The sequence below is a fragment of the Photorhabdus akhurstii genome, from assembly GCF_018448925.1.
Lineage (GTDB): Bacteria > Pseudomonadota > Gammaproteobacteria > Enterobacterales > Enterobacteriaceae > Photorhabdus > Photorhabdus akhurstii.
The window spans coordinates 22,623-46,599 of record NZ_RCWE01000019.1 but is presented as its reverse complement, the minus strand read 5'-3'; the positions used below and the strand labels follow the sequence as shown (position 1 = coordinate 46,599).

Annotated in this window: 19 protein-coding genes; 16 read left to right on the top strand and 3 right to left on the bottom strand. The window is 45.6% G+C overall.

From position 1 onward, the window contains the following. The first annotated feature begins 1 nt into the window (after position 1). The 10 genes from nuoE (at position 2) to nuoN (ending at position 11,950) form a co-directional block, all read left to right on the top strand. The gene (gene nuoE, locus EAE93_RS17420; protein ID WP_036781371.1) at positions 2-550 is read left to right on the top strand and encodes an NADH-quinone oxidoreductase subunit NuoE; all 549 of its coding nucleotides are present in this window, start codon (positions 2-4) and stop codon (positions 548-550) included. Further along, entirely contained in the window at positions 547-1,911 is a 1,365-nt protein-coding gene (gene nuoF, locus EAE93_RS17415; protein WP_036811921.1) for an NADH-quinone oxidoreductase subunit NuoF, read from the top strand. The genes nuoE and nuoF overlap by 4 nt, the downstream gene beginning before the upstream one ends. Before the next feature lie 75 nt (positions 1,912-1,986). Further along, positions 1,987-4,710, top strand: coding sequence for an NADH-quinone oxidoreductase subunit NuoG (nuoG, locus tag EAE93_RS17410; RefSeq protein ID WP_214040212.1), 2,724 nt, complete (start codon positions 1,987-1,989; stop codon positions 4,708-4,710). After that, complete coding sequence (nuoH, locus tag EAE93_RS17405; RefSeq protein ID WP_036781364.1) at positions 4,710-5,687, top strand: NADH-quinone oxidoreductase subunit NuoH; 978 nt, start codon at positions 4,710-4,712, stop codon at positions 5,685-5,687. Before nuoG ends, nuoH begins: the two co-directional genes overlap by 1 nt. 14 nt (positions 5,688-5,701) lie before the next feature. Next, positions 5,702-6,244: an NADH-quinone oxidoreductase subunit NuoI gene (gene nuoI, locus EAE93_RS17400; RefSeq protein ID WP_036811918.1), complete on the top strand. Its 543-nt coding sequence runs from the start codon at positions 5,702-5,704 to the stop codon at positions 6,242-6,244. 12 nt (positions 6,245-6,256) lie between these two features. After that, positions 6,257-6,802, top strand: a complete 546-nt coding sequence (gene nuoJ, locus EAE93_RS17395; protein WP_036781359.1) for an NADH-quinone oxidoreductase subunit J — start codon at positions 6,257-6,259, stop codon at positions 6,800-6,802. After that, positions 6,799-7,101 carry an NADH-quinone oxidoreductase subunit NuoK gene (nuoK, locus tag EAE93_RS17390; RefSeq protein ID WP_011147297.1) on the top strand — a complete coding sequence of 101 codons (303 nt, stop codon included), beginning with the start codon at positions 6,799-6,801 and terminating at the stop codon, positions 7,099-7,101. The genes nuoJ and nuoK overlap by 4 nt, the downstream gene beginning before the upstream one ends. Beyond that, positions 7,098-8,945 carry an NADH-quinone oxidoreductase subunit L gene (nuoL, locus tag EAE93_RS17385; protein WP_040152050.1) on the top strand — a complete coding sequence of 616 codons (1,848 nt, stop codon included), beginning with the start codon at positions 7,098-7,100 and terminating at the stop codon, positions 8,943-8,945. The genes nuoK and nuoL overlap by 4 nt, the downstream gene beginning before the upstream one ends. Positions 8,946-8,965: 20 nt before the next feature. Then, the gene (nuoM, locus tag EAE93_RS17380) at positions 8,966-10,486 is read left to right on the top strand and encodes an NADH-quinone oxidoreductase subunit M (RefSeq protein WP_105398088.1); all 1,521 of its coding nucleotides are present in this window, start codon (positions 8,966-8,968) and stop codon (positions 10,484-10,486) included. Positions 10,487-10,492: 6 nt separating this feature from the next. Further along, positions 10,493-11,950: an NADH-quinone oxidoreductase subunit NuoN gene (gene nuoN / locus EAE93_RS17375; RefSeq protein WP_036811909.1), complete on the top strand. Its 1,458-nt coding sequence runs from the start codon at positions 10,493-10,495 to the stop codon at positions 11,948-11,950. A gap of 702 nt (positions 11,951-12,652) precedes the next feature. Here the strand turns inward: nuoN and EAE93_RS17370 are convergent. The 3 genes from EAE93_RS17370 to EAE93_RS17360 all read right to left on the bottom strand — a co-directional run bounded on the left by EAE93_RS17370 (position 12,653) and on the right by EAE93_RS17360 (position 15,837). After that, positions 12,653-13,183, bottom strand: coding sequence for a hypothetical protein (locus tag EAE93_RS17370; RefSeq protein ID WP_036811904.1), 531 nt, complete (start codon positions 13,181-13,183; stop codon positions 12,653-12,655). 318 nt (positions 13,184-13,501) lie between these two features. Next, positions 13,502-14,563 carry an alpha-xenorhabdolysin family binary toxin subunit B gene (locus tag EAE93_RS17365; protein ID WP_214040211.1) on the bottom strand — a complete coding sequence of 354 codons (1,062 nt, stop codon included), beginning with the start codon at positions 14,561-14,563 and terminating at the stop codon, positions 13,502-13,504. A 47-nt stretch (positions 14,564-14,610) separates the two neighbouring features. Then, a complete protein-coding gene (locus tag EAE93_RS17360) occupies positions 14,611-15,837 on the bottom strand; it encodes an alpha-xenorhabdolysin family binary toxin subunit A (RefSeq protein WP_214040210.1) in 1,227 nt (408 codons plus the stop codon). 1,017 nt (positions 15,838-16,854) lie between these two features. Here EAE93_RS17360 and menF point away from each other — a divergent pair. From menF to menE, 6 genes are all read left to right on the top strand, one after another. Next, positions 16,855-18,219 (top strand): isochorismate synthase MenF, encoded by a 1,365-nt coding sequence (menF, locus tag EAE93_RS17355; RefSeq protein WP_214040228.1) that lies wholly within the window; start codon positions 16,855-16,857, stop codon positions 18,217-18,219. Between the two features lie 68 nt (positions 18,220-18,287). Next, the gene (gene menD / locus EAE93_RS17350; protein WP_214040209.1) at positions 18,288-19,982 is read left to right on the top strand and encodes a 2-succinyl-5-enolpyruvyl-6-hydroxy-3-cyclohexene-1-carboxylic-acid synthase; all 1,695 of its coding nucleotides are present in this window, start codon (positions 18,288-18,290) and stop codon (positions 19,980-19,982) included. Then, positions 19,976-20,749 carry a 2-succinyl-6-hydroxy-2,4-cyclohexadiene-1-carboxylate synthase gene (gene menH / locus EAE93_RS17345; protein WP_415186300.1) on the top strand — a complete coding sequence of 258 codons (774 nt, stop codon included), beginning with the start codon at positions 19,976-19,978 and terminating at the stop codon, positions 20,747-20,749. The genes menD and menH overlap by 7 nt, the downstream gene beginning before the upstream one ends. A gap of 11 nt (positions 20,750-20,760) precedes the next feature. Further along, positions 20,761-21,618 (top strand): 1,4-dihydroxy-2-naphthoyl-CoA synthase, encoded by an 858-nt coding sequence (gene menB, locus EAE93_RS17340; RefSeq protein ID WP_036811894.1) that lies wholly within the window; start codon positions 20,761-20,763, stop codon positions 21,616-21,618. Beyond that, complete coding sequence (menC, locus tag EAE93_RS17335; protein WP_214040208.1) at positions 21,618-22,589, top strand: o-succinylbenzoate synthase; 972 nt, start codon at positions 21,618-21,620, stop codon at positions 22,587-22,589. The genes menB and menC overlap by 1 nt, the downstream gene beginning before the upstream one ends. Beyond that, positions 22,577-23,977 carry an o-succinylbenzoate--CoA ligase gene (gene menE, locus EAE93_RS17330; protein WP_214040207.1) on the top strand — a complete coding sequence of 467 codons (1,401 nt, stop codon included), beginning with the start codon at positions 22,577-22,579 and terminating at the stop codon, positions 23,975-23,977. The genes menC and menE overlap by 13 nt, the downstream gene beginning before the upstream one ends.

The following is a 23,977-nucleotide window of genomic DNA, read 5'->3' as shown; positions in this document are numbered from 1 at the left end:
TATGCAAAGTGAAATTAACGCGAGTGCTCAACAAGCGCGACTTGATGTGGTTAACGTAACAGAGTCTCAGGCAAAAGCAGATTTTGTGCTGAGTATCGAAGAGCACGATGCTATCGAACATGAAAAACACCACTACGAAGATCCGCGCGCCGCTTCGATAGAAGCATTGAAAATTGTACAGAAACATCGTGGTTGGGTACCGGATGGCGCCATTTACGCGATTGCTGATGTGCTTGGTATTCCCGCTAGTGATGTGGAAGGTGTGGCGACATTTTACAGCCAGATTTATCGTCAACCGGTGGGCCGCCATATTATTCGTTATTGTGACAGCGTGGTTTGTCATATTACCGGTTATCAGGATGTCCAGGCTGCGATTGAAAAACATCTGAATATCTGTCCGGGGCAGACGACGAAAGATGGGCGTTTTACGCTGTTGCCAACCTGTTGTCTGGGTAACTGCGACAAAGGCCCGACCATGATGATCGATGACGATACGCACAGTTCTGTCAGACCTGAAGAGATTGAAAAGTTACTGGAGCAGTATCCATGACAGCATATTCAGGAATAAAAGAAATTATTCTTACCGAGGAAAACCATCCTCTTACCTGGCGTTTACGGGATGATAAACAACCGGTATGGCTGGATGAGTACCGTAGCAAAAGTGGTTATCGTGGCGCTGAAAAAGCACTGAAAAGCATGTCCCCAGATGAAGTGGTTTCTCTGGTAAAAGACGCCGGGCTGAAAGGCCGTGGCGGCGCAGGTTTCTCTACTGGTTTGAAGTGGAGCCTGATGCCAAAAGATGAAAGCATGAATATCCGTTATCTGCTATGTAACGCAGATGAAATGGAGCCGGGTACTTACAAAGATCGCTTGTTGATGGAGCAACTTCCTCATCTGCTGGTGGAAGGGATGTTGATCAGTGCGTTTGCCTTGAAAGCTTATCGTGGCTATATCTTCCTGCGTGGTGAATATGTGGAAGCGGCTGTGCATCTGCGTAAAGCCATCGAAGAAGCTAAGGCTGCGGGTTTGTTGGGTAAAAACATTATGGGCAGCGGCTTTGATTTTGAGTTGTTTGTTCATACCGGCGCAGGGCGTTATATCTGTGGTGAAGAGACCGCGTTGATTAACTCACTGGAAGGCCGCCGAGCAAATCCTCGCTCAAAACCGCCATTTCCAGCCACTTCCGGCGCATGGGGCAAGCCTACTTGCGTCAACAACGTTGAAACCTTGTGCAACGTTCCTTCAATTCTCGAATACGGTAAAGAGTGGTATATCGGCCTGAGTGCGGGCAAGAGTAAAGATGCCGGTACCAAACTGATGGGCTTCTCTGGTCGGGTGAAAAATCCGGGCTTGTGGGAGTTGCCATTTGGTACGACTGCCCGTGAAATTCTTGAAGATTATGCCGGCGGTATGCGTGACGGCTTGAAATTCAAAGCATGGCAGCCCGGTGGTGCAGGAACTGACTTCCTGACCGCTGAACATCTGGATCTGCCAATGGATTTCGAGAATATCGCTAAAGCGGGCAGCCGTTTAGGCACTGCTTTGGCAATGGCGGTTGACCATGAAATTAATATGGTTTCTTTGACTCGTAATCTTGAAGAGTTCTTTGCCCGTGAATCTTGCGGCTGGTGTACTCCATGTCGTGACGGGTTGCCGTGGAGCGTGAAAATCCTGCGTGCAATAGAGCGTGGGGAAGGGCAACCCGGGGATATTGAAACGTTGGAGCAGCTCTGTCGCTTCCTTGGGCCAGGTAATACATTCTGTGCTCACGCACCGGGGGCCGTGGAACCACTACAGAGTGCCATCAAATATTTCCGTGATGAATTCGAAGCTGGAATTATAACCAAAGACTATGGGAACACTCATCTCATTGCGGGTATCCAGTCAAACCTGTTGAAACAGCGTTGGTAATGGGTTCTTCACGAAATTAGCAGAATTTTTGATTAACACTTGCTGAAAAGCAGGTCATTTGGAAGCATGCTGACTATGGCTACGATACATGTAGACGGCAAAAAATATGACGTAGACGGGGCTGATAACCTGTTACAAGCCTGCCTCTCTTTGGGGTTGGATATTCCTTATTTTTGCTGGCATCCAGCGCTTGGAAGCGTTGGCGCTTGCCGCCAGTGTGCGGTGAAGCAATATCAAAACGCGGATGATACGCGCGGTCGTCTGATAATGTCCTGTATGACTCCGGCAGCGGATGGCACTTTCATCTCGATTGATGATGAAGAGGCTAAAAAGTTCCGTGAGAGTGTGGTTGAGTGGTTGATGACTAACCATCCGCACGATTGCCCAGTATGTGAAGAAGGGGGCAATTGCCACTTACAGGATATGACCGTGATGACCGGTCATACATTCCGTAAATACCGTTTCACTAAGCGTACTCACAACAATCAGGAATTGGGGCCGTTTATTTCTCATGAAATGAACCGCTGTATTGCCTGTTATCGTTGTGTGCGTTATTACAAAGATTACGCCGACGGCACTGATTTTGGTGTCTATGGCGCTCACGATAATATCTATTTTGGTCGCCCTGAAAGCGGCACGCTGGAAAGTGAGTTCTCCGGTAACTTGGTGGAAATTTGTCCAACAGGGGTATTTACTGATAAAACCCACTCTGAACGTTATAACCGTAAATGGGATATGCAGTTCGCGCCAAGTATCTGCCAACAGTGCAGCATTGGTTGCAATACCAGCCCGGGAGAGCGCTATGGTGAATTACGCCGTATCGAGAACCGTTATAACGGGACAGTAAACCACTACTTTATGTGTGACCGTGGTCGTTTCGGTTACGGTTATGTCAACAGTAAGGATCGCCCTCGTCAGCCACAGCAATTGCGTGGTGATCATTGGATCTCGCTTAACGCTGAACAGGCTATGCAGGGTGGGGCGGATATTTTACGTCAGGCCAAAAATGCCATTGGTATCGGCTCCCCACGCGCTAGTTTGGAAAGTAACTTTGCACTGCGTGAACTGGTGGGCGCGGAAAACTTCTATAGCGGGATTGCCGCGGCTGAACAACAACGCCTTGATATGATGTTGGAAATTCTTCAACAGGGCGGCGTTTATACACCATCGCTGCGTGAAATTGAAAGCTATGATGCGGTACTGATTTTAGGTGAAGATCTAACGCAAACCGGCGCCCGGATGGCACTGGCAGTTCGTCAGGCTGTGAAAGGTAAAGCCCGCGAAATGGCGGCCGCTCAGAAAGTTGCTGATTGGCAAATTGCCGCTGTGATGAATATTGGTCAGCGTGCGAAATATCCCCTGTTTGTGACCAACGTGGATGATACTCGTCTGGATGATATCGCCGCGTGGAATTATCGCGCGCCGGTTGATGATCAGGCGCGTTTTGGTTTTGCCATCGCCCATGCATTGGATAACACTGCGCCGGCAGTCGAGAATTTGCCTGACGAACTGAAAGCTAAAGTGGAAATGGTTGCGCAAGCATTGATTGGCGCGAAGAAACCACTGATTATCAGCGGCAGTAACGTCGGTAGTGATGCGATTATTCAAGCAGCGGCCAATGTTGCCTGGGCGCTGAAAGACCGAGGTTCAGATGTCGGTTTGTCGTTTGTTGCAATCTATGCGAATAGTATTGGATTGGGAATGATGGAGGCTCAACCACTGGATGTTGCGCTGCAACGGATAAGCAGTGGTGAATCTGATACGGCTATCGTAATGGAAAATGATCTCTATCGGCATGCCGCAGCAGATAAGGTAGATGATGCACTGAGCAAGCTGAAAAACCTGGTTGTGGTTGATCATCAACGCACTGCCATCATGGATAAAGCCCATTTGATTCTTCCAGCTTCCAGCTTTGCAGAAAGTGACGGTACGCTGGTAAATCAGGAAGGCCGGGCGCAGCGTTATTTCCAAGTTTTCGAACCCTCTTTCTATGACAAATCGGTGGTGATGCTGGAGAGTTGGCGTTGGTTGCACTCCTTGCACACAACTTATACTGAACGCCATTTAGACTGGACGCAGCTTGACCATGTTATTGATGCCTGTGTTGAAACAATGCCACAGCTTAAAGGCATTGTTGACGCCGCGCCTGATTCTACATTCCGCATCCGTGGTCAGAAATTGGCCCGTTCACCGCACCGTTACAGTGGTCGTACTGCAATGTTGGCGAATCTCAGTGTACATGAGCAACGTCAACCGCAGGATGTGGATTCGCCATTTGCTTTCTCAATGGAAGGTAACAATAGCCCTAATGCCTATCGTCAGCAGGTGCCATTTGCATGGGCACCGGGCTGGAACTCACCACAGGCTTGGAACAAATTCCAGGCGGAAGTAGGTGGTCATCTGCGCTTTGGTGATCCCGGTGTGCGTCTGATTGAAACCACTGACGGCGGTTTGAACTATTTTGATCAGATCCCGACAGCCTTTACTGCACAAAATAACCAGTGGACAGTGGCTCCTTACCACCATTTGTTTGGTAGTGAAGAGTTAACTCAGCGTTCTGATGTGATTCAGGAACGTATGCCGGAGCCTTATGTGATGCTCAATAGCAAAGATGCGGATCAATTGGGTGTGAAAACGGGTTCTGTTCTGGAGTTTGATTGTTTTGGTCAGCAACTGCGTCTGGCAGTTCGTCTGAGTGAAAATCTTGCTCAAGGGCAGATTGGTTTGCCAATGGGAATGCCGGGCATTCCTCCAGTATTGGCGGGTGTTTCCGTGAATAATTTACGGGAGGTTGCATAATGAGTTGGTTAACCCCCGAAATTATTGATGTGCTGATCGCTGTTCTCAAGGCCGTGGTGATCTTGGTCGTGGTGGTTGTCTGTGGGGCATTGATGAGCTTTGGCGAGCGTCGTTTGCTAGGGCTGTTTCAAAACCGTTATGGGCCAAACCGTGTAGGTTGGGGTGGGTCGTTACAGATCGTCGCTGATATGATCAAAATGTTCTTCAAAGAGGACTGGGTACCCCGGTTTGCCGACAGAATGATCTTTACCTTGGCGCCGGTGATTGGTTTCGTTTCTCTGTTGCTGGCATTTGCCATTGTGCCGATCACGCCGACTTGGATGGCCGCCGACCTGAACATCGGTATTTTGTTCTTTATGATGATGGCGGGTCTGGCTGTCTATGCGGTGCTGTTTGCTGGATGGTCAAGTAACAACAAATACTCATTACTGGGGGCGATGCGTGCTTCTGCGCAGACACTGAGTTACGAAGTGTTTATCGGCCTCTCCTTTATGGGCGTTGTGGCGCAGGCAGATTCTTTCAATATGGTGGATATCGTCAATGCACAGGAGCATATGTGGAATGTCATTCCTCAGTTCTTTGGCTTCTTGACTTTTGCTATCGCGGGTGTGGCGGTGTGTCACCGTCATCCATTTGACCAGCCGGAAGCAGAACAGGAGCTGGCTGACGGCTATCATATTGAATATTCCGGTATGAAATTCGGTCTGTTCTTCGTTGGTGAATATATCGGTATTGTCACGGTTTCTGCCCTGATTGTGACAATGTTCTTTGGTGGCTGGCATGGTCCGTTCTTGCCGCCGTTTGTCTGGTTTGCGTTGAAAACGGCATTCTTCATGGTGATGTTCATCCTGATACGCGCCTCTTTACCACGTCCGCGTTATGACCAGGTGATGTCGTTTGGCTGGAAAGTCTGTCTGCCGCTAACCTTACTTAACCTGCTGGCGACTGCGGCAGTGATTTTGTACAACGCTCAATAAGGGGGGAATGAACCATGACATTAAAAGAGTTAGTGGTTGGTTTTGCCACCCAGGTACGCAGTATTTGGATGATTGGCTTGCATGCCTTTCATAAGCGCGAAACCCAAATGTATCCAGAGGAACCGGTTTATCTGCCGCCCCGTTACCGTGGCCGTATTGTGCTGACGCGCGATCCGGACGGTGAAGAGCGTTGTGTTGCCTGTAACCTGTGTGCGGCGGTTTGCCCGGTGGGATGTATCTCACTGCAAAAAGCTGAACATAAAGATGGTCGTTGGTATCCAGAATTTTTCCGCGTTAACTTCTCACGTTGTATTTTCTGTGGCTTATGTGAAGAAGCTTGCCCGACGACTGCGATCCAATTAACGCCGGATTTCGAAATGGGGGAGTTTAAGCGCCAGGATCTGGTGTATGAAAAAGAGGACCTGACGATTTCAGGTCCGGGTAAATATCCTGATTATAACTTTTACCGTAAGACAGGTATGGCGATTGGCGGCAAATCGAAAGGTGAAGCTGACAATGAAGCGAAACCTATCGACGTTAAAAGCCTGTTGCCGTAAGGAGCGATATTCATGGAATTTACGTTTTATACTGCCGGGCTGATTGCCATATTGGCAACTATCAGGGTGATTACCCATACCAATCCGATACATGCGCTTTTGTATCTGATTGTGTCTCTGCTGGCGCTTTCAGCGGTGTTTTTTTCGCTTGGCGCTTATTTTGCCGGTGCGCTAGAGATCATCGTCTACGCCGGGGCCATTATGGTGCTGTTTGTTTTCGTGGTGATGATGCTTAACCTTGGCAAATCTGTTGTTGAACAAGAGCGTGTCTGGTTGAAACCGAGGACTTGGATTGGTCCGGGGATACTGTCAGCGGTGCTGCTTGTTGTGCTGGTGTATACCATTATCAATGTTTCTCATGGCGATATTGCTGACAATATCACCGGCGAAGTTATCAGTGCTAAAGAAGTGGGTATCAGTTTGTTTGGTCCGTATGTATTGGCCGTTGAACTGGCTTCTTTGCTATTACTTGCCGGTATGGTGGTGGCGTATCACATAGGCCGTGAGCATAAACAGGGTGAAGTGCTCAGCAACCGAAATGCGGAGGAACAACCATGATACCTCTTCAACATGGACTGATTTTGGCGGCCATTCTATTTGTGTTGGGCCTGACCGGGCTCATCATTCGCCGTAATCTGTTGTTTATGTTAATTGGGCTCGAAGTGATGATTAATGCTGCGGCTTTGGCCTTTGTTGTGGTAGGCAGCTATTGGGGCCAGCCAGATGGTCAAGTGATGTTTATTTTGGCTATCAGCTTGGCGGCAGCCGAGGCGAGTATTGGCTTGGCGCTGTTATTGCAGCTCTATCGTCGTCGCCAGAATCTGAATATTGATACAGTCAGTGAGATGCGCGGATGAACTTACTCTATTTAACAATTCTGCTGCCACTGCTGGGATTTTTGCTGTTGGCATTTTCCCGTGGCCGCTGGTCTGAAAATACATCAGCCACCATCGGGATTAGTTCTGTTGGTTTGGCTGCGTTGGTTACCTTATGGGTTGCTATCGATTTCAACAGTCAGAATGGTGCGGGTGATCTGGTTTACAGTCAGAACCTGTGGAACTGGATGGAAGTTGGGAATTTCAGTATCCCGTTTACTCTGGTGCTTGATGGTTTATCGCTTACCATGTTGAGTGTGGTGACTGGTGTTGGTTTCCTGATCCATATGTATGCCTCGTGGTATATGCGTGGTGAAGAGGGTTATTCCCGTTTCTTCGCTTATACCAACCTGTTTATCGCCAGCATGGTGATACTGGTTCTGGCAGATAACATGATGCTGATGTATCTCGGTTGGGAAGGGGTAGGTCTGTGCAGTTACCTGCTGATTGGCTTCTACTATACCAACCCGGCGAATGGCGCTGCGGCAATGAAAGCCTTTGTTGTTACTCGTGTGGGTGACGTCTTCTTGGCTATCGGCATGTTCATTCTGTATGACAATCTGGGAACGTTGAACTTCCGCGAGTTGGCGATTTTAGCTCCACAGCATCTGGAAGCCGGTTCTTCAGTGATTACTTGGGCAACCCTGATGATATTGGGGGGAGCAGTAGGTAAATCAGCTCAGTTGCCGTTACAAACTTGGTTGGCCGATGCGATGGCGGGTCCAACGCCGGTTTCCGCGCTGATTCATGCGGCAACGATGGTAACCGCCGGGGTCTACTTGGTTGCGCGTAGCCACGGCCTATTCTTGATGGCGCCGGAAATCCTGCAACTGGTTGGTACTATCGGCGCTATCACGTTGGTGTTGGCAGGTTTTGCTGCGTTAGTGCAAACCGATATTAAGCGTGTATTGGCTTACTCAACCATGAGCCAGATTGGCTACATGTTCTTAGCATTGGGGGTTCAGGCATGGGATGCGGCAATCTTCCACCTGATGACTCACGCTTTCTTTAAGGCGCTGTTGTTTCTGGCATCGGGTTCCGTCATTCTGGCCTGTCACCACGAGCAGAATATTTTCAAAATGGGAGGATTGCGTAAATCCATTCCGTTGGTTTATGTCTGTTTCTTGGTGGGTGGCGCGGCGTTATCAGCGTTGCCAATCGTCACTGCCGGTTTCTACAGTAAAGATGAAATTCTGTGGGGAGCAATGTCACATGGTCATATCAACCTAATGCTGGCGGGTTTGGCGGGGGCATTTATGACTTCCTTGTACACCTTCCGCATGATTTTCATCGTATTCCACGGTGAGGCGAAAACAAAAGCCCATCCTGTTAAAGGTATTACCCATCACCTGCCGTTACTGGTATTGCTGGTGCTTTCCACCTTTGTGGGCGCACTGATTGCGCCGCCATTGGCGGGTGTGTTGCCGGGAAGCCATGCAACGGATCACACAGGCAAAATGACCCTGGAAGTGGTTTCTGGCGTGATCGCTGTAGCGGGCATTTTGCTGGCAATGGCACTGTATCTGGGTAAACGTCAGTTGGTGAATGGTGTGGCACAAAGTGCTCCGGGGCGTTTCTTCTCCGTGTGGTGGTTTAATGCTTGGGGCTTTGATGTTCTCTATGACTGGGTATTTGTTAAGCCGTTCAAGAACATTACACATGTATTGCGAAACGATCCGCTAAATTCACTGATGAATATTCCTGCGGTGTTATCACGCTGGAGTAACAAAGGTCTTAGTCTGAGTGAAAATGGACAGGTCCGTTGGTACGTTGCCTCTATGGGGTTGGGTGCAGTGCTGGTTTTAGCTCTGCTGCTACTGGTTTAATTTAAGGGATACATTGCGCCATGCTATTACCTTGGCTAATTCTTATGCCCTTCATCGGTGGCCTGTTGAGTTGGCAGGCTGAACGCTTCGGTACCCGTGTACCGCGTTGGATCGCGTTAATTTCGATGGGGTTGACTCTGGTGCTCTCTCTGCAACTGTGGTTGCAGGGGGGGTATACCTTGGCTAATCCACAAGGGATACCTCAATGGCAAGAGGAATTTCTTATGCCGTGGATCCCACGTTTTGGTATCAGTATTCACCTTGCTTTGGATGGCTTATCGCTGCTGATGGTGGTGTTGACCGCACTACTGGGGCTGATGGCTATTCTCTGTTCATGGACGGAAAATCAGCCATATCAGGGCTTTTTCCACTTGAACCTGCTGTGGATCTTGGGTGGTGTGATGGGGGTGTTCCTCGCTATCGACATGTTCCTGTTCTTCTTCTTCTGGGAAATGATGTTGGTGCCGATGTACTTCCTGATTGCACTGTGGGGACACAGAGGCTCAGGCGGTAAGACTCGTATCACCGCGGCGACCAAGTTTTTCATTTACACTCAGGCGAGTGGCTTGGTGATGTTAATTGCGATTATGGCGCTGGTACTGGTTCACTATAACGGGACAGGCGAGTGGACATTCAGCTATGAAAAATTGCTGAATACACCAATGTCACACACCGTTCAATACTTGCTGATGCTCGGTTTCTTCATTGCGTTTGCGGTAAAAATGCCGGTTGTGCCTTTACATGGGTGGCTACCTGACGCGCACAGTCAGGCGCCGACAGCGGGTTCTGTTGACTTAGCCGGCATCTTGCTGAAAACCGCAGGTTATGGTCTGTTGCGTTTTGCTTTGCCGTTGTTCCCGGAAGCTTCTCATGAGTTCACACCGATTGCGATGTGGTTCGGTGTGCTTGGGATCTTCTATGGCGCATGGATGGCGTTCAGCCAGACAGATATCAAACGCTTGATTGCTTATACCAGTATCTCTCATATGGGGTTTGTGTTAATCGCGATCTATTCTGGCAGCCAGCTTGCTTACCAGGGGGCAATTATTCAGATGATTGCTCATGGTCTGTCAGCCGCAGGTATGTTTATTCTCTGTGGGCAACTTTATGAGCGCTTACATACCCGTGATATGAATCTCATGGGGGGCTTGTGGAAACGTGTGCAGTTCTTGCCTGCGTTATCGCTCTCTTTTGCTGTCGCGACACTGGGAATGCCGGGGACCGGTAACTTCGTCGGTGAATTTATGATCCTGTTTGGTAGTTTTAGTGAATTTCCGTTAATTATAACGATTTCTGTATTTGGTCTGGTCTTCGCCTCTGTTTATGCCCTGTATATGATGCAGCGTGCTTACTACGGTGAGGCAAAATCAGACGAACCACTAAGACGGATGGATATGCGAGAAATATCCATTGTAATGGTGCTGTTGATATTACTGGTGGTGATGGGTTTTTACCCACAACCTATCCTTGATACTTCAGCGGCAGCGATGGATAACATCCAGACCTGGTATTCAGCTTCAATTTCAACTACAAGGCCGTAATTCGCCATGACAATAACTCCTCAACAACTGATCGCGCTGTTACCGCTGTTGATCGTCGGATTGACGGTAGTGGTTGTGATGCTGTCCATTGCGTGGCGACGCGATCACTTTATTAACACCACTCTGACCGTGGTAGGTTTGAATCTGGCTCTGCTGTCTCTCTATTTTGTCGGACAGCAAGAAGCGATGGATGTCACTCCACTGGTTCATGTGGATCGCTATGCTATGCTCTATATCGGTCTCGTGCTGGTTGCGAGTTTAGCAACGACGACTTTCGCCTATTCTTGGTTAGAAAATTATCCAGATAACAAAGAAGAGTTCTATTTGCTGGTGCTAATTGCGACAGTGGGTGGGATTCTTCTGGCTTGTGCAAACCACCTGGCGTCATTGTTTATCGGTATTGAGTTATTAACTTTGCCGCTGTTTGGTTTGATTGGTTATGCATATCGCCAGAAACGCTCTCTGGAAGCGGCTATCAAGTATATGTTGCTGTCTGCGGCAGCCTCTTCTTTCATGCTATTTGGTATAGCGTTGTTATATGCGGAATCAGGCGATCTCTCTTTTGCCGCACTGGGGCATCGTTTGTCTGACAGCTATATCTATCAACCTTTGATACTGTCAGGCTTGGGTATGCTGGTTGTTGGCCTTGGCTTCAAATTATCACTGGTTCCTTTCCATCTCTGGACACCGGATGTTTATCAGGGAGCGCCGGCTCCGGTCTCTACCTTCCTGGCGACAGCCAGCAAGATAGCGATTTTCGCGGTAGTAGTGCGCTTGTTTGTTGAAGCGCCAATGGCGGATAGCGAAGCATTGCGCACAGTATTAACCGTTATTGCCATTGCTTCTATGCTGTTCGGTAACTTGATGGCGTTGACCCAGACAAATATCAAACGTCTGCTTGGTTACTCTTCTATTGCTCACCTGGGTTATTTGTTGGTGGCGCTGGTGGCGGTACAGAATCACCAGCTTTCAGAAGAGACGGTCGGTATCTATCTGGCAGGTTATCTGTTTAGCAGTATCGGCGCATTTGGCGTTGTTAGCCTCATGTCCAGCCCATATAAAGGGCCGGATGCAGATTCCCTCTACTCATATCGTGGCCTGTTTTGGCATAAACCTATTCTGTCTGCGGTGATGACGGTGATGATGTTGTCGCTGGCGGGGATACCAATGACATTTGGTTTTATTGGTAAGTTCTACGTCATTGTGTTGGGTGTGAAAGCGGAACTGTGGTGGCTGACGGGGGCTGTGGTGGTAGGTAGTGCTATCGGTTTGTATTACTACCTGCGGGTGATGGTCAGTTTGTACCTGCCTGCGCCAAAGGCCCTTAACCGCGACACGCCAAGGAACTGGGCATCGACTGCCGGCGGGATCGTTGTTCTGGTTTCCGCATTATTGGTATTAGCGCTAGGTATCTGGCCTCAACCGCTGATTGATGTGATACAGCAAGCGAAAATTATTCTCTAAATAGCCAGTCAGTTGTTACGGATTATTTGGAGTATAAAAACCCGGTAAGATTATTCTTACCGGGTCAGTTTTGAAAAGACTTGGGCTATAAAAATAAAATATTTTATTTATTAAAATAGTCTCGCCATATGATTTTAGGTTTTCTCTTAAAGCCATGTCTATTTAAATGATGTTTAAATAAATCAGTAAATTCATTTAATAATATTTTATGTTCTTATTTGCCTTTTTTACGGGGTATAAATGAGATTTCAAAATGGTTATACATCTTATGTCACTTATAATTATATGTATAACAATGAGTTGAAAATGGTCATGTGTAGTAAAATTATGAAACGTTATTTATAATCATTGATAAAGTTAATTATTTTTCTCATTTTTCACTGATGGTTTTATGGTGAGCAGGTTTTAAATAGCTATTAAAAGCTATTTTTTTAGAGCCTGTAATTTAAATTTATCCATTTTCATTAAATCGATACTCTGATTTTCTCGTTTTTCCTTTTTCTTGTATTTGATTTTTAGGCTTAAAACCAAAGAGGGTAAGAAATATATTAATGGTATTAAAATTAAAGTCCATTTCTTTAATTATCGCATCCAATCTGACTTCTTCAAGAATATATTCAGGATAACATCTTTCACAGTAAACAACGTATTTATCAATGCACCTTTGGCACATATCCAAAGGTGCATCTTCGACAGTTCGTGTTAGTTGTAGTTTACCCAGCAGTCATAGGATGAAATGTACGGCGGCTGATACAACCCGCCCGTGATATTTCCGACTTTCATTTGCAGGGTAATCCTACAGTCTGCTGGAACATTCGCTCCTGCGGCATTGATCGTGGCTGAGCCGCTGGCTACATCCAGAAATGCTTCCCATGCAGCAGAATTATCCGGGGTGGTGATGAAAAGACGCAGCGTGATTTGATTTTGCCAGCCAGCCCAATTGATTCGGTCATAAGTACACTGAATGGTGTTCACAATTCCTGAAGGCACCGGTCCGTTCAGGGGAGCTAAGGTTGTACCAGAAATATACGTTCCGCCTTGAGTTGGTTTAGGGCCGAAACCAGAGCGATACCAACGTGGTCCGGTCTGTTGCGTGAGACTGTCCTCGGCTTCAATTTGCTGTTGTAGCAACTCCAGCAGAGATGGGTCTTCTTTGGTTAGGTCTACTTGGGTCAACGAAACAGTTTGTTCCTCTTTCAACAACATATTAGAGGACAGAATTAGCTTGCTCATTTACATTCTCCTAATTTATATCGAAAAAATGGTGACGAGCATTAAAACACCACTCGATCATGCAATACAATCGATCATGTGACACAATCGATAATGCAGGATTGATGCTTATTAGAAGGGTAGATTTGTGAAAATCTTTCAGTTTTCGCGTAATGATATTATGCTCCCAATCTAGCAGACGTGCGGCCTTGCTTATGTCTTTGGGGATGTTTTTAAATGGGTTGGTCAATAACTTGACCCGGTAAGGTTTATTCCTACCGGGTTGTTTTTATCTCCTATTTTTTATCTCTTATATAGGAGAATGAGTCTTCTTAGTGCTTAGCTCAGTAGCATCGAGTGATATTGCAATGCCAGATCATCAAGGAAACCCAACTGTTTGTGTATAATCTTGGTTAGATCTTGTTGGTCAATTTTACCATCTATGGTGTTCTGTAATTGTTTGGTAAATATATTCCATGCTTGTTCTAGTTTAGCTGCCTGAAGTAGTAATGTGGTTCTCTCCTTGTCGATTTGGTGCACATCTTCTATACCGGCAATCCGTTGTTCTACTCCTTTTAATTGGATTTTCAGGTCGTCGCAATCTTTATTTATCTGGTTGATTCGTTCATCCAATTTGGCTCTGGCATCAGCCAATTCTATATATTTCAATCCTTTGGAAATATTGCCCAGAATCTTTTTAGCAATTTCAACTCCCTGCTTAATTGCCTGTTTGATCAGTTCTTTTTTAGGATTGGCTAAATCCAGTTTATCCAGATCGCTGATATTGGGAATATAGTCTTTGAACATGTCAGCCAAATTGTATTGACGTATAACGTCTTGGCTTTCGATGATTTTGTTGCGATCTACAACCAATTTGGCTTTATTCTGCTCTTGTTGCGCAATATCAGCCTGAATCTCTGCTTTTCGTTCTTGTTCCTCTTTCAGACTACCTTCCAGGCGTTCCAAAATCACGACATTGCTCACATCGGCAATCCTACTTGCCATATGGTTCTCTTCTTTCTGTAAGCTGCGAATAACACCTTTGACATCTTTTTTGAGATTGCGGATATGTTCTGAGCGTGCTTCCAAAAGAGTATTTCGAGTTTCATCATCTAATTCGGGATCTTCCAGTTCTGTATCGATTTCAGTGAGGGTCAGGAAGTAGTCTTGAGGGGGGAGTTGTCTCAGGACAGTTTGCAATTGAGGCACAGAGGCACGAGCTGCTTCGTCGAGGTCACGGCTGTATAAGCTTATCCGTAGTGTTTTTTCCTGAATGATTTCAATGCCTGACTTTTGCTGGTGTGACAGCTGCCAGATATTTTTCACTGCTTGACTCAAGGTTTTTACGTTAATTTCTGGGTAAACAACAGTCTGCTGTGGAAAAGTGATGATCTCACTCATTCTAATACTCCTTTTTTCTATTTCTTATGTCATACGAGAGGAAACAATTAGTTGTAGCGATTTTTGTATTCTTTTAACGCTTCATCGAAAACTCTGACTAATTGTTTAGCGGAGCCTTCTACCTCTTTCCAAGGGCTTATCACTTGCTGGAATTTAGTGATGAAAGAGGTCAGTTTTAGTGCGTCGTTAATCTGAGAGAATTTATCCCTGGAGGCATTGATTTGAGTTAGCATGGATTGCCACATGTAATCTAAATGGTTCAATGCCACTTCTGCATCCAGCAAACGGGTATCAATGTCGCTAAAATCAAGAGATAAAGTGGTAATGGATTTTTGTAGGGCGCGTTTACCTTTAATGTTATCTTCCAGGCTGCGTACTTCTGCGATCAGTTCATTTTTCAGTTTACGTACTTCTTCTGCCTTAGCACCAAAAATACCGCCAGTAATCGCGAGACCTATAATCCCTCCGGCAATACCAGAAAAAGCCAGGCCAACGAATTTATTGTAATCTTGCTTGAGTTGGTCGATTTCCGCTTTCTTTTCGATAATTTTTTCGTCCAAATCTCCGATACTGACTGACATTTTATTGTCTCTCATCAGCTTTCTTTTACTTTCAACTTGTGGTTGCAAGCCCATAGCAATACTGCCATTTGACAGCCTGCCACCGATCAGTTTTAGTTTGAAATCGGATACTTCGTTTTTGACTTTTTCAGTTTTTCGCCGTTGTTTCTCAATATCACTCTTCATGGTGTCGAGGATTTCTACCAGGGCATACGATACTTCTCTGTCTTCGTGAGTATAAGTGATCTCGGAAAGTTGTCTTTTTGAGAGATCTCCCAATCTTCTCTTGATGCGTTCAATAATTGGCATTTCATTGATGATACTGAGTATATTCTCTCCGGCTTCGGTAATTTGTTGACCAATAACTTCCAGGTCAATGCTCTGTTGTAGAACATCTTTTTCTACTTCACTCCAGCTAAGAGAATGGATGCGGATTTCTTCAAACAAGGTGTGAATATCCTCTGGTTCCAGTCCAGCGATATTGACTCTTTGGTAGCCGAGATAGCTCTTCACTTCCTCAAGATTAAAAGGTAGTGATAGGCCCTTCTTGACATACAGTTTGATATTAATCAGGTCTTCTTTGGTAAATATTCCTCCGGGGCGGGCAACACCTTCTTGTTTACCAGTCAGTAATTGCAAGGTAGCCGAGGGAATATCTGTTTCGTTCAGTGTTTTTTCCGCTGGAAGTTGAGCTAATAACATATATTTCTCCATTAATGGTTCTTGCTTTATTGAAAAATTATTAGATACATCAAGGCACAACCGAAAGTCATAATACTCATGTTGTTAAATTAATGTTGTATTTTTTATTGAATAATCTGAATTAAAAATACACATATTTTCGTGGTTGATTGTTGAAAAAATAGTTTTATTTATGAGTTTTATTAAATAATTTTTTGTCGTTTTCATTAATCTTAAATGAAATTGTTTATGGTTTTTGTATATCTAATGTATGGAATTAAATAATATGAATTTTTATTATTTTAGTCATGAAATGTGAAAACAATCTTTTGTTTTTCTTGTTTATATGATTTTAAATTTCATTTTTTAATTGATGTTAATGTAAAAAACATAAAAAATTTTAATGTTGTTTTATAAAAGTCATTTTAAAACAATTAGTTGTGTTGGTTTGTGATGTGGGGGTTATGTGATTTTCACCTTATTAATTTAAAAAGTGGGTAATATAGTCTTTTTATAAAGAATGAGTTAAATATTTTTTGATTTGTCATTTATGGCATGTTTAAAAAAAATGGGGTCGTAACCTATTTTTCTGATGTTATTGAATAAAGTCTTTTGTTATTTTCAGATCTATATTTCAATTAAATTGTTAATTATTCACACAATAGATTAGAATTAACAAATAAGGTGGATTTTTTTATAATTCTATTTGGCTATTGTGAAAATAATATATGTTTTTTTATAGCGCGGTTTTTTTATAAAAATAAATATTTATTTCTTGGTTTATAATAACGCTATTTATTTAGTAAATTTTCCGTAGTAAGTAAAAGAGTCGTTTTTTTATAAATTGCATCGAAAGAATTGATCATACTAATGAACTTAATATTCCTTATCTAAAGGACAAAACGTCTGATGTAGCTTGTTTCAGTATTGGGATAATGGCATATCACTAACGGAATCGAACAAGCATAACTACATAAATAATCAGGACTTTAATTATTATTAATGCCCCGTATAATCTTACTTTTTATCACGTCTTTTGGGGCAGAAGTGATGAATCAAATTGCTAATGTTGTCGCTAATGTATGCAACATACTGAATAATAAACAAATTAGTGAAGTTGGTATCCAACAGATTTCATTTCCTCTGCCAGCCGGTTGCAGCGCTTACTGGCTGGAATGGCTGGCAGCGCAGTCTCATTATCCGCAGTTCTATTGGCATCACAGAGAGGGCCATGAAGAGGTCGCTGCTTGTGGGCAAATCTATCTTTTCAGTGATATTGTTTCAGCCGAAAATTTTTTGCACAGAAACCGTCAATTTCCACAGATACGGATCTGGGGGCTGAATGCCTGGGATCGGATTCAACCCGCTCGTATTACGCGATCCGAAGCAGGGGACGCGGGTTATCTGTTTTTACCCCGTATCGAATTACGTCGCTACCGTGACGAAAGCTGGTTGTATTTGAATATAGCTGGCCGACAGGATGTGAGAAATGCACAGGAATTCCTGCAACAGTTAGTTCCGCACCGGGAATTCTCCGCGTTACAGGCAGTGGTAGTGAATGCGGAGAATATACCGGAACGCGCCCGGTGGTGTGACTTGATTGAGCTGGCTTTGGAGACTATCACCCATCGTAAGATGGAGAAGGTTGTGATGGCGCGTAAGACGCAGTTAATACTGAGTGAGCCTTTAGCGGCTGCCCAATTTATGGCAGCGAGCCGCCAGATAAATCACCGTTGTTATCATTTTATGTTGGCGTTTAATCGGCATGAGGCATTTTTGGCGTCTTCGCCAGAACGGCTTTACTACCGTAAGCAGACTCAACTTTATACAGAGGCGCTAGCGGGGACGGTTGCCAATTCTGATAATACTCAGCACGCCGAAAAATTGGGGCAATGGTTGCTGGAAGATAAAAAAAATCAACATGAAAACTTGCTCGTTGTTGATGATATTTGCCAGCGTCTTCAAGGTGCTGTGGTTTCTGTCGATGTGGCTCCGCCAGATGTGATTCGTTTGCGAAAAGTCCAGCATTTACGGCGTCGGATTCAGGGAAAGTTAGAGAGTGATCGTGATAGTGATTGCTTGCATCGTTTACAACCAACGGCGGCTGTTGCTGGATTACCTCGTGAAGCGGCGCGTGATTTTATTGGTGATAGCGAACCATTCAGTCGTGATTGGTATGCGGGTTCCGCAGGATATCTTTCCTGTGAACAGAGTGAGTTTGCGGTTTCCCTGCGTTGCGCAGAAATTAACAACAATTTACTTTCTCTATATGCCGGTGCCGGGATTGTGATGGGTTCTGATCCACAACAGGAGTGGATAGAGATAGAGAATAAAGCTGCCGGGCTGCGCACTTTACTGAAAGGTGAAGAGTTGAATGAAAATAATCTCCGATTAAGTGGCAATTCATTGAACTAGGATAAAGAAATAATTATTTGTGCCGTTAGGCTAATAGTCAGCTTTTATAGAAATTCTCTGAGTAAACTATGTCAAACAGCGCATTTAACCGCCGCTGGGCGGAGCTTTTATTGGAAGCACTCACTCGTCATGGATTACGTCATGTTTGCATTGCGCCCGGTTCACGTTCCACGCCTTTGACAATAGCTGCCGCGGCAAATAGCAAACTGATTTGTCATACTCATTTTGACGAACGTGGATTAGGGCATCTGGCACTGGGGTTATCCAAAGCAAGCAGAGAGCCGGTTGCCGTCATTGTGACTTCTGGAACCGCAGTGGCAAATCTCTATCCTTCATTAATTGAAGCCAGTTTAACGGGTGAACGCGTGGTTTTCCTTACGGCTGATCGGCCGCCAGAATTGATGGATTGTGGCGCGAATCAGGCTATCCGTCAGAATGGTATTTTTGCTTCTTATCCATGCCAAACAATCTCTTTGCCAAGGCCGACTGTAGATATACCGGCAAGTTGGCTGGTTTCTGTCATAGATCATGGTATGGCGAATTTGCGGCACGGGGCTTTGCATATTAATTGCCCATTTGCTGAGCCGTTATATGGTAATGAAGAGCCTGCTTATGGTGAGTGGCAGCAGCAGTTAGGCGAGTGGTGGAAGAGCAACGAACCTTGGTTAAGCCAGCCAGTGGCTAATGTTGTGGCGGAAGTACCGGATTGGCACTGTTGGCAACAGAAAAAAGGCATTGTATTGGCTGGTCGAATGAGTGCCGAAGAGGGAGTTAATGTTGCTAAATGGGCAAAGGCATTGGGTTGGCCGCTGATTGGCAATGTGCTTTCACAAACTGGGCAGCCATTGCCTTGTGCCGATTTATGGCTGGATAATCCTCATGTGCAGGAGATTTTAGCGCAAGCGCAACTGGTCGTGCAGTTTGGTTCCAGCTTGATAGGGAAACGCTTGTTACAGTGGCAGGCGAAATGCCAGCCGCAGGAGTTTTGGATTATTGATCCAATACCAGGCCGGCTTGATCCTGCCAATCATCGTGGCAAAAAATTAACCTGTCATATTGCTGACTGGTTACTGGCTCATCCCGCGCAGTCGCGTATACCGTGGGCGCAATTGCATACATCGTGGGCAGAAGAGCTTATTGTCTGGTCAGAAAAAGCCGTTAACTGCGTCAGAATAGAGTTGGCAGGGAAATTCGGTGAAGCAACTGTGGCCTATCGATTGCGTGAATTACTGCCTGAACGAGGGCAGTTGTTTGTCGGTAACAGCCTGATTATTCGTTTGATAGATGCGCTGGGGCAATTACCGGCTGGGTATCCGGTTTACAGTAACCGGGGCGCTAGCGGCATTGATGGATTAATTTCCACTGCGGCGGGTGTGCAACGGGCAACAGCAAAGCCCACTTTGGCTATTATCGGTGATTTATCGGCGCTTTATGATCTCAATAGCTTGGCACTGTTGCGTCATCCTTCCTCACCCATTGTGTTAATCGTGGTAAATAATAACGGCGGACAGATTTTCTCTTTACTACCAACCCCGGAAGAAGCAAGGCAACGTTTTTACTGTATGCCTCAGCAGGTTGATTTTGATCATGCTGCGGCGATGTTCGGCTTGAAATATGCCAGCCCACAAAGTTGGATAGAGTTGCAACAAAGTATTGAACAGGCATGGCAACAAAATGAAACCACGTTGGTTGAGCTAAAAGTGCAGGAGAGAGAAGGGGCTGAATGTTTGCAACAACTGTTAAAACAGGTGTCAATATTGTGAGTCTGGCTTGTCGCAAGTTCAATAGTCACAATGATCGCCCTTGGTTGATGTGGTTGCATGGATTATTAGGCTGTAGTGATGAATGGTTGCCGTTAGTGAATCTGTGCGCTCAGCATCCCTCATTGGTCATCGATCTGCCCGGTCACGGTGATTCTACTGACGTGCGGGTAAAAGATCTTATGGATATGAGTTGTCTTTTATCTGAAACATTGGCAGAACAGCAAATTAGCAAATATTGGCTGATGGGCTACTCATTAGGAGGCCGTATTGCTATGTATCATGCCTGTTATGGTGATATGCGGGGATTATGTGGGTTACTGATCGAAGGAGGAAATCCTGGATTGTTTTCCCAACAGGAGCGCAATAATCGTTTCGAACACGATAGAAATTGGGCCGGACGTTTTCGTTCTCAGCCGATTGAACAGGTTTTATCTGATTGGTATCAGCAGCCGGTTTTTTCTGATCTATTACCTGAACAGCGTCAGCAACTGATCAAAATACGCCGTCATAATAATGGCGATGGTGTGGCTAATATGCTGGAAAATACCTCACTTGGACATCAACCTTGGTTAGTACCTGTACTGCAACAATTGAGGTTGCCTTTTGTTTATCTGTGTGGCGAAAATGATAAGAAATTCCAGCAATTGGCAAAACATTGCGCCTTACCGCTGCAAACTATTCCACGTGTTGGGCATAATGCTCACCGAGCGAACGCGGTGGCGTTTGCTGCGGAAGTAAACCATTTTTTATCACTCTTTAATGTATAAGGAATACGAATATGATTTACCCGAGCGAAGAAGAACTTTATGCCCCAATTCTATGGCAGGACTACTCCGAAGGGTTTGAAGATATTTTTTATCACAAATCTACCGATGGTATGGCTAAAATCACCATTAATCGCCCGCAAGTACGTAACGCATTCCGGCCATTGACGGTTAAAGAGATGATGTTGGCGTTGGATGATGCCCGTTATGATGACAATATCGGTGTGATTATCCTGACGGGTAGGGGTGAAAAAGCTTTTTGTGCCGGTGGAGATCAAAAAGTCCGTGGCGATCATGGTGGTTATAAAGATGACAATGGCATGCATCACCTGAATGTCTTGGATTTCCAGCGCCAGATTCGCACTTGTCCAAAACCCGTCGTTGCTATGGTTGCTGGATATGCGATTGGTGGTGGTCATGTACTGCATTTGGTGTGTGATCTGACTATTGCTGCTGATAACGCTATTTTCGGTCAGACCGGGCCTAAAGTGGGTTCTTTTGACGGCGGTTGGGGAGCATCTTACATGGCACGGATTGTTGGTCAGAAAAAGGCCCGCGAAATTTGGTTCTTGTGTCGTCAATATGATGCTAAACAAGCGTTGGAGATGGGGTTGATTAACACCGTTGTGCCTTATGCGGATCTGGAAAAAGAGACCGTTCGCTGGTGTCGTGAAATGCTGAAAAATAGCCCAATGGCCCTGCGCTGCTTAAAAGCGGCTCTAAATGCGGATTGTGATGGTCAGTCTGGATTGCAGGAGCTGGCAGGTAACGCCACCATGCTTTTCTATATGACAGAAGAGGGGCAGGAGGGGCGTAATGCATTCGTTGAGAAACGCCACCCTGATTTTAGTAAATTTAAACGTAATCCATAATGCGTACTGCAACTTTATATCGGTTCAGATTGCCAATGGAGGCTGGTGTTATCCTGCGGTATCAGCGGCTTAAAACTCGTGATGGTTTTTTGGTTCACTTACAGGAAAATGGTCAACAGGGATGGGGTGAAATTGCACCACTACCGGAATTCAGCAAAGAAACAGTTGAACAGGCAGGTGAAGCTACGGTGGCATGGCTTAAACGGTGGCGCCTTGGCGCTGAACCTGATGAAAGTGAATTACCTTCTGTCGCATTTGGGATTAGCTGCGCATTAGCTGAATTGCAGGGTAAATTACCGCAAGATGCTGACTATCGGAAAGCGCCTCTGTGTAATGGCGATCCTGATGAACTGATTGTTTGTCTCAGTAACATGAGTGGGCAAAAAGTCGCCAAAGTGAAAATCGGACTGTATGAAGCTGTACGTGATGGCATGGTAGTGAATATTTTGCTGGAAGCGGTACCGGATTTGTCTTTGCGGCTGGATGCTAACCGTAGTTGGAGCCGTGCTAAAGCGGACAGTTTCGCTAAGTATGTCAATCCTGATTACCGCCACCGAATTGCCTTTTTGGAAGAACCTTGTCAAACCCCGGAACAATCGCTCGCTTTTTCCCGTGATACAGGGATCGCCATTGCATGGGATGAAAGCGTTCGTGATGAAGGTTTTAACGTAGCGGCACAGGCAGGGGTGACGGCTATTGTGATTAAACCCACTCTGATTGGCAGCCTTGCCTGTTGCCGTCAGTTGATTTCAGCCGCGCACAATGCGGGATTGGAAGCGGTGATCAGCTCCAGTATTGAAACCAGCTTCGGTTTGACTCAGCTTGCCCGTATTGCTCATTGGCTGACGCCAGCGACTATTCCTGGACTGGATACGTTGGAATTGATTCAGTCTCAGTTAGTACGCCGTTGGCCGGGTAGCACGATGCCAGTAACAGGATTGGACGAGTTAGAAATCGCATGGCGCAGTTAAATCTATTTACCCAGTGGCCGTGGCGCTACTGGGCATCGTTTAGCCCCGAAAATATGGCTGTTAAGTTGCGTGATCGTTCCCTAACCTGGCATCAATTAGTTATTTCTCTGGATAAGATAGCGGCCAATTTTCGTCGGCAAGGAGTGGTTGAAGGCAGTAGCGTCATGCTGCGGGGGAAAAACAGCGAAGAGATGCTATTTTGTTATCTTGCTGCGTTACAGTGTGGTGCGCGGGTATTGCCACTGAATCCTCAATTGCCTGAAATACTCTTGGCTCAATTACTGCCGCATTTGAATATCGATTTCGTGACTGATTTTTGTGATGACAGTTTGCCTGTGATGGATGCCATCTCCCTCGATTGGAAAAGTGAACTACTGAATTCTGATGATAATTCAGTGGCATGGGATGCTATGCGTCCGGCCAGTATGATACTGACCTCTGGCTCTTCCGGGTTGCCTAAAGCGGCTGTTCACTCGATTCATGCTCATCTTGCCAGTGCGCAAGATGTACTTTCAGTAATCAATTTTCAGCAGCAAGATAGCTGGTTGCTTTCATTGCCATTGTTTCATGTATCTGGTCAGGGGATCATTTGGCGCTGGTTAATCAAAGGGGCCTCTTTAGTGCTCAGAAATACCAGTCTGTTAGATCATTCTTTGGCAGATTGTACTCACGCATCATTGGTTCCAACTCAGCTTTGGCGGTTACTGGAGTCTTCACAAAATCAGACACTGAATTTGAAAGAAGTACTTTTGGGTGGATCAATGATCCCCATTGAATTGACTCAAAGGGCGGAGCGGCAAGGTATTCGTTGTTGGTGTAGTTATGGTTTGACCGAACTGGCTTCAACCGTATGCATTAAACGGGCTGATGATCTTCCCGGTGTCGGCAATCCCTTACCGGGCAAAGAAATTCGGCTGATAAATGAAGAAATTCAGATTCGTTCTGGCAGCCTCGCTAACGGATATTGGCTGGATGGTAAATTACAACCGTTAGCTGATAGTGATGGCTGGTTTCATACCCGTGATCGAGGAGTGATACAAAATGGTGAATTGCGGATACTTGGTCGGATGGATAATCAATTTTTCAGCGGTGGAGAAGGGATTCAGCCGGAAGATATTGAACGGGTGATTAACACCCACCCGCAGGTCGCGCAAAACTTTATTGTTCCCGTCCCCGATTATGAATTTGGTTATCGCCCTGTCGCGGTGATAGACAGTAATTCATCTGAGGTCATTGATACATTACCTGAATGGTTGATTGGTAAACTGGCTTCTTTTCAGCGCCCGGTAGCTTACTATCTGCTACCTAAGCAGTTTAAAAATAACGGCATTAAAATTTCCCGCCAGCAAATTAAAAAATGGGTGATGGATTTACCCAGTTTTTCTTGA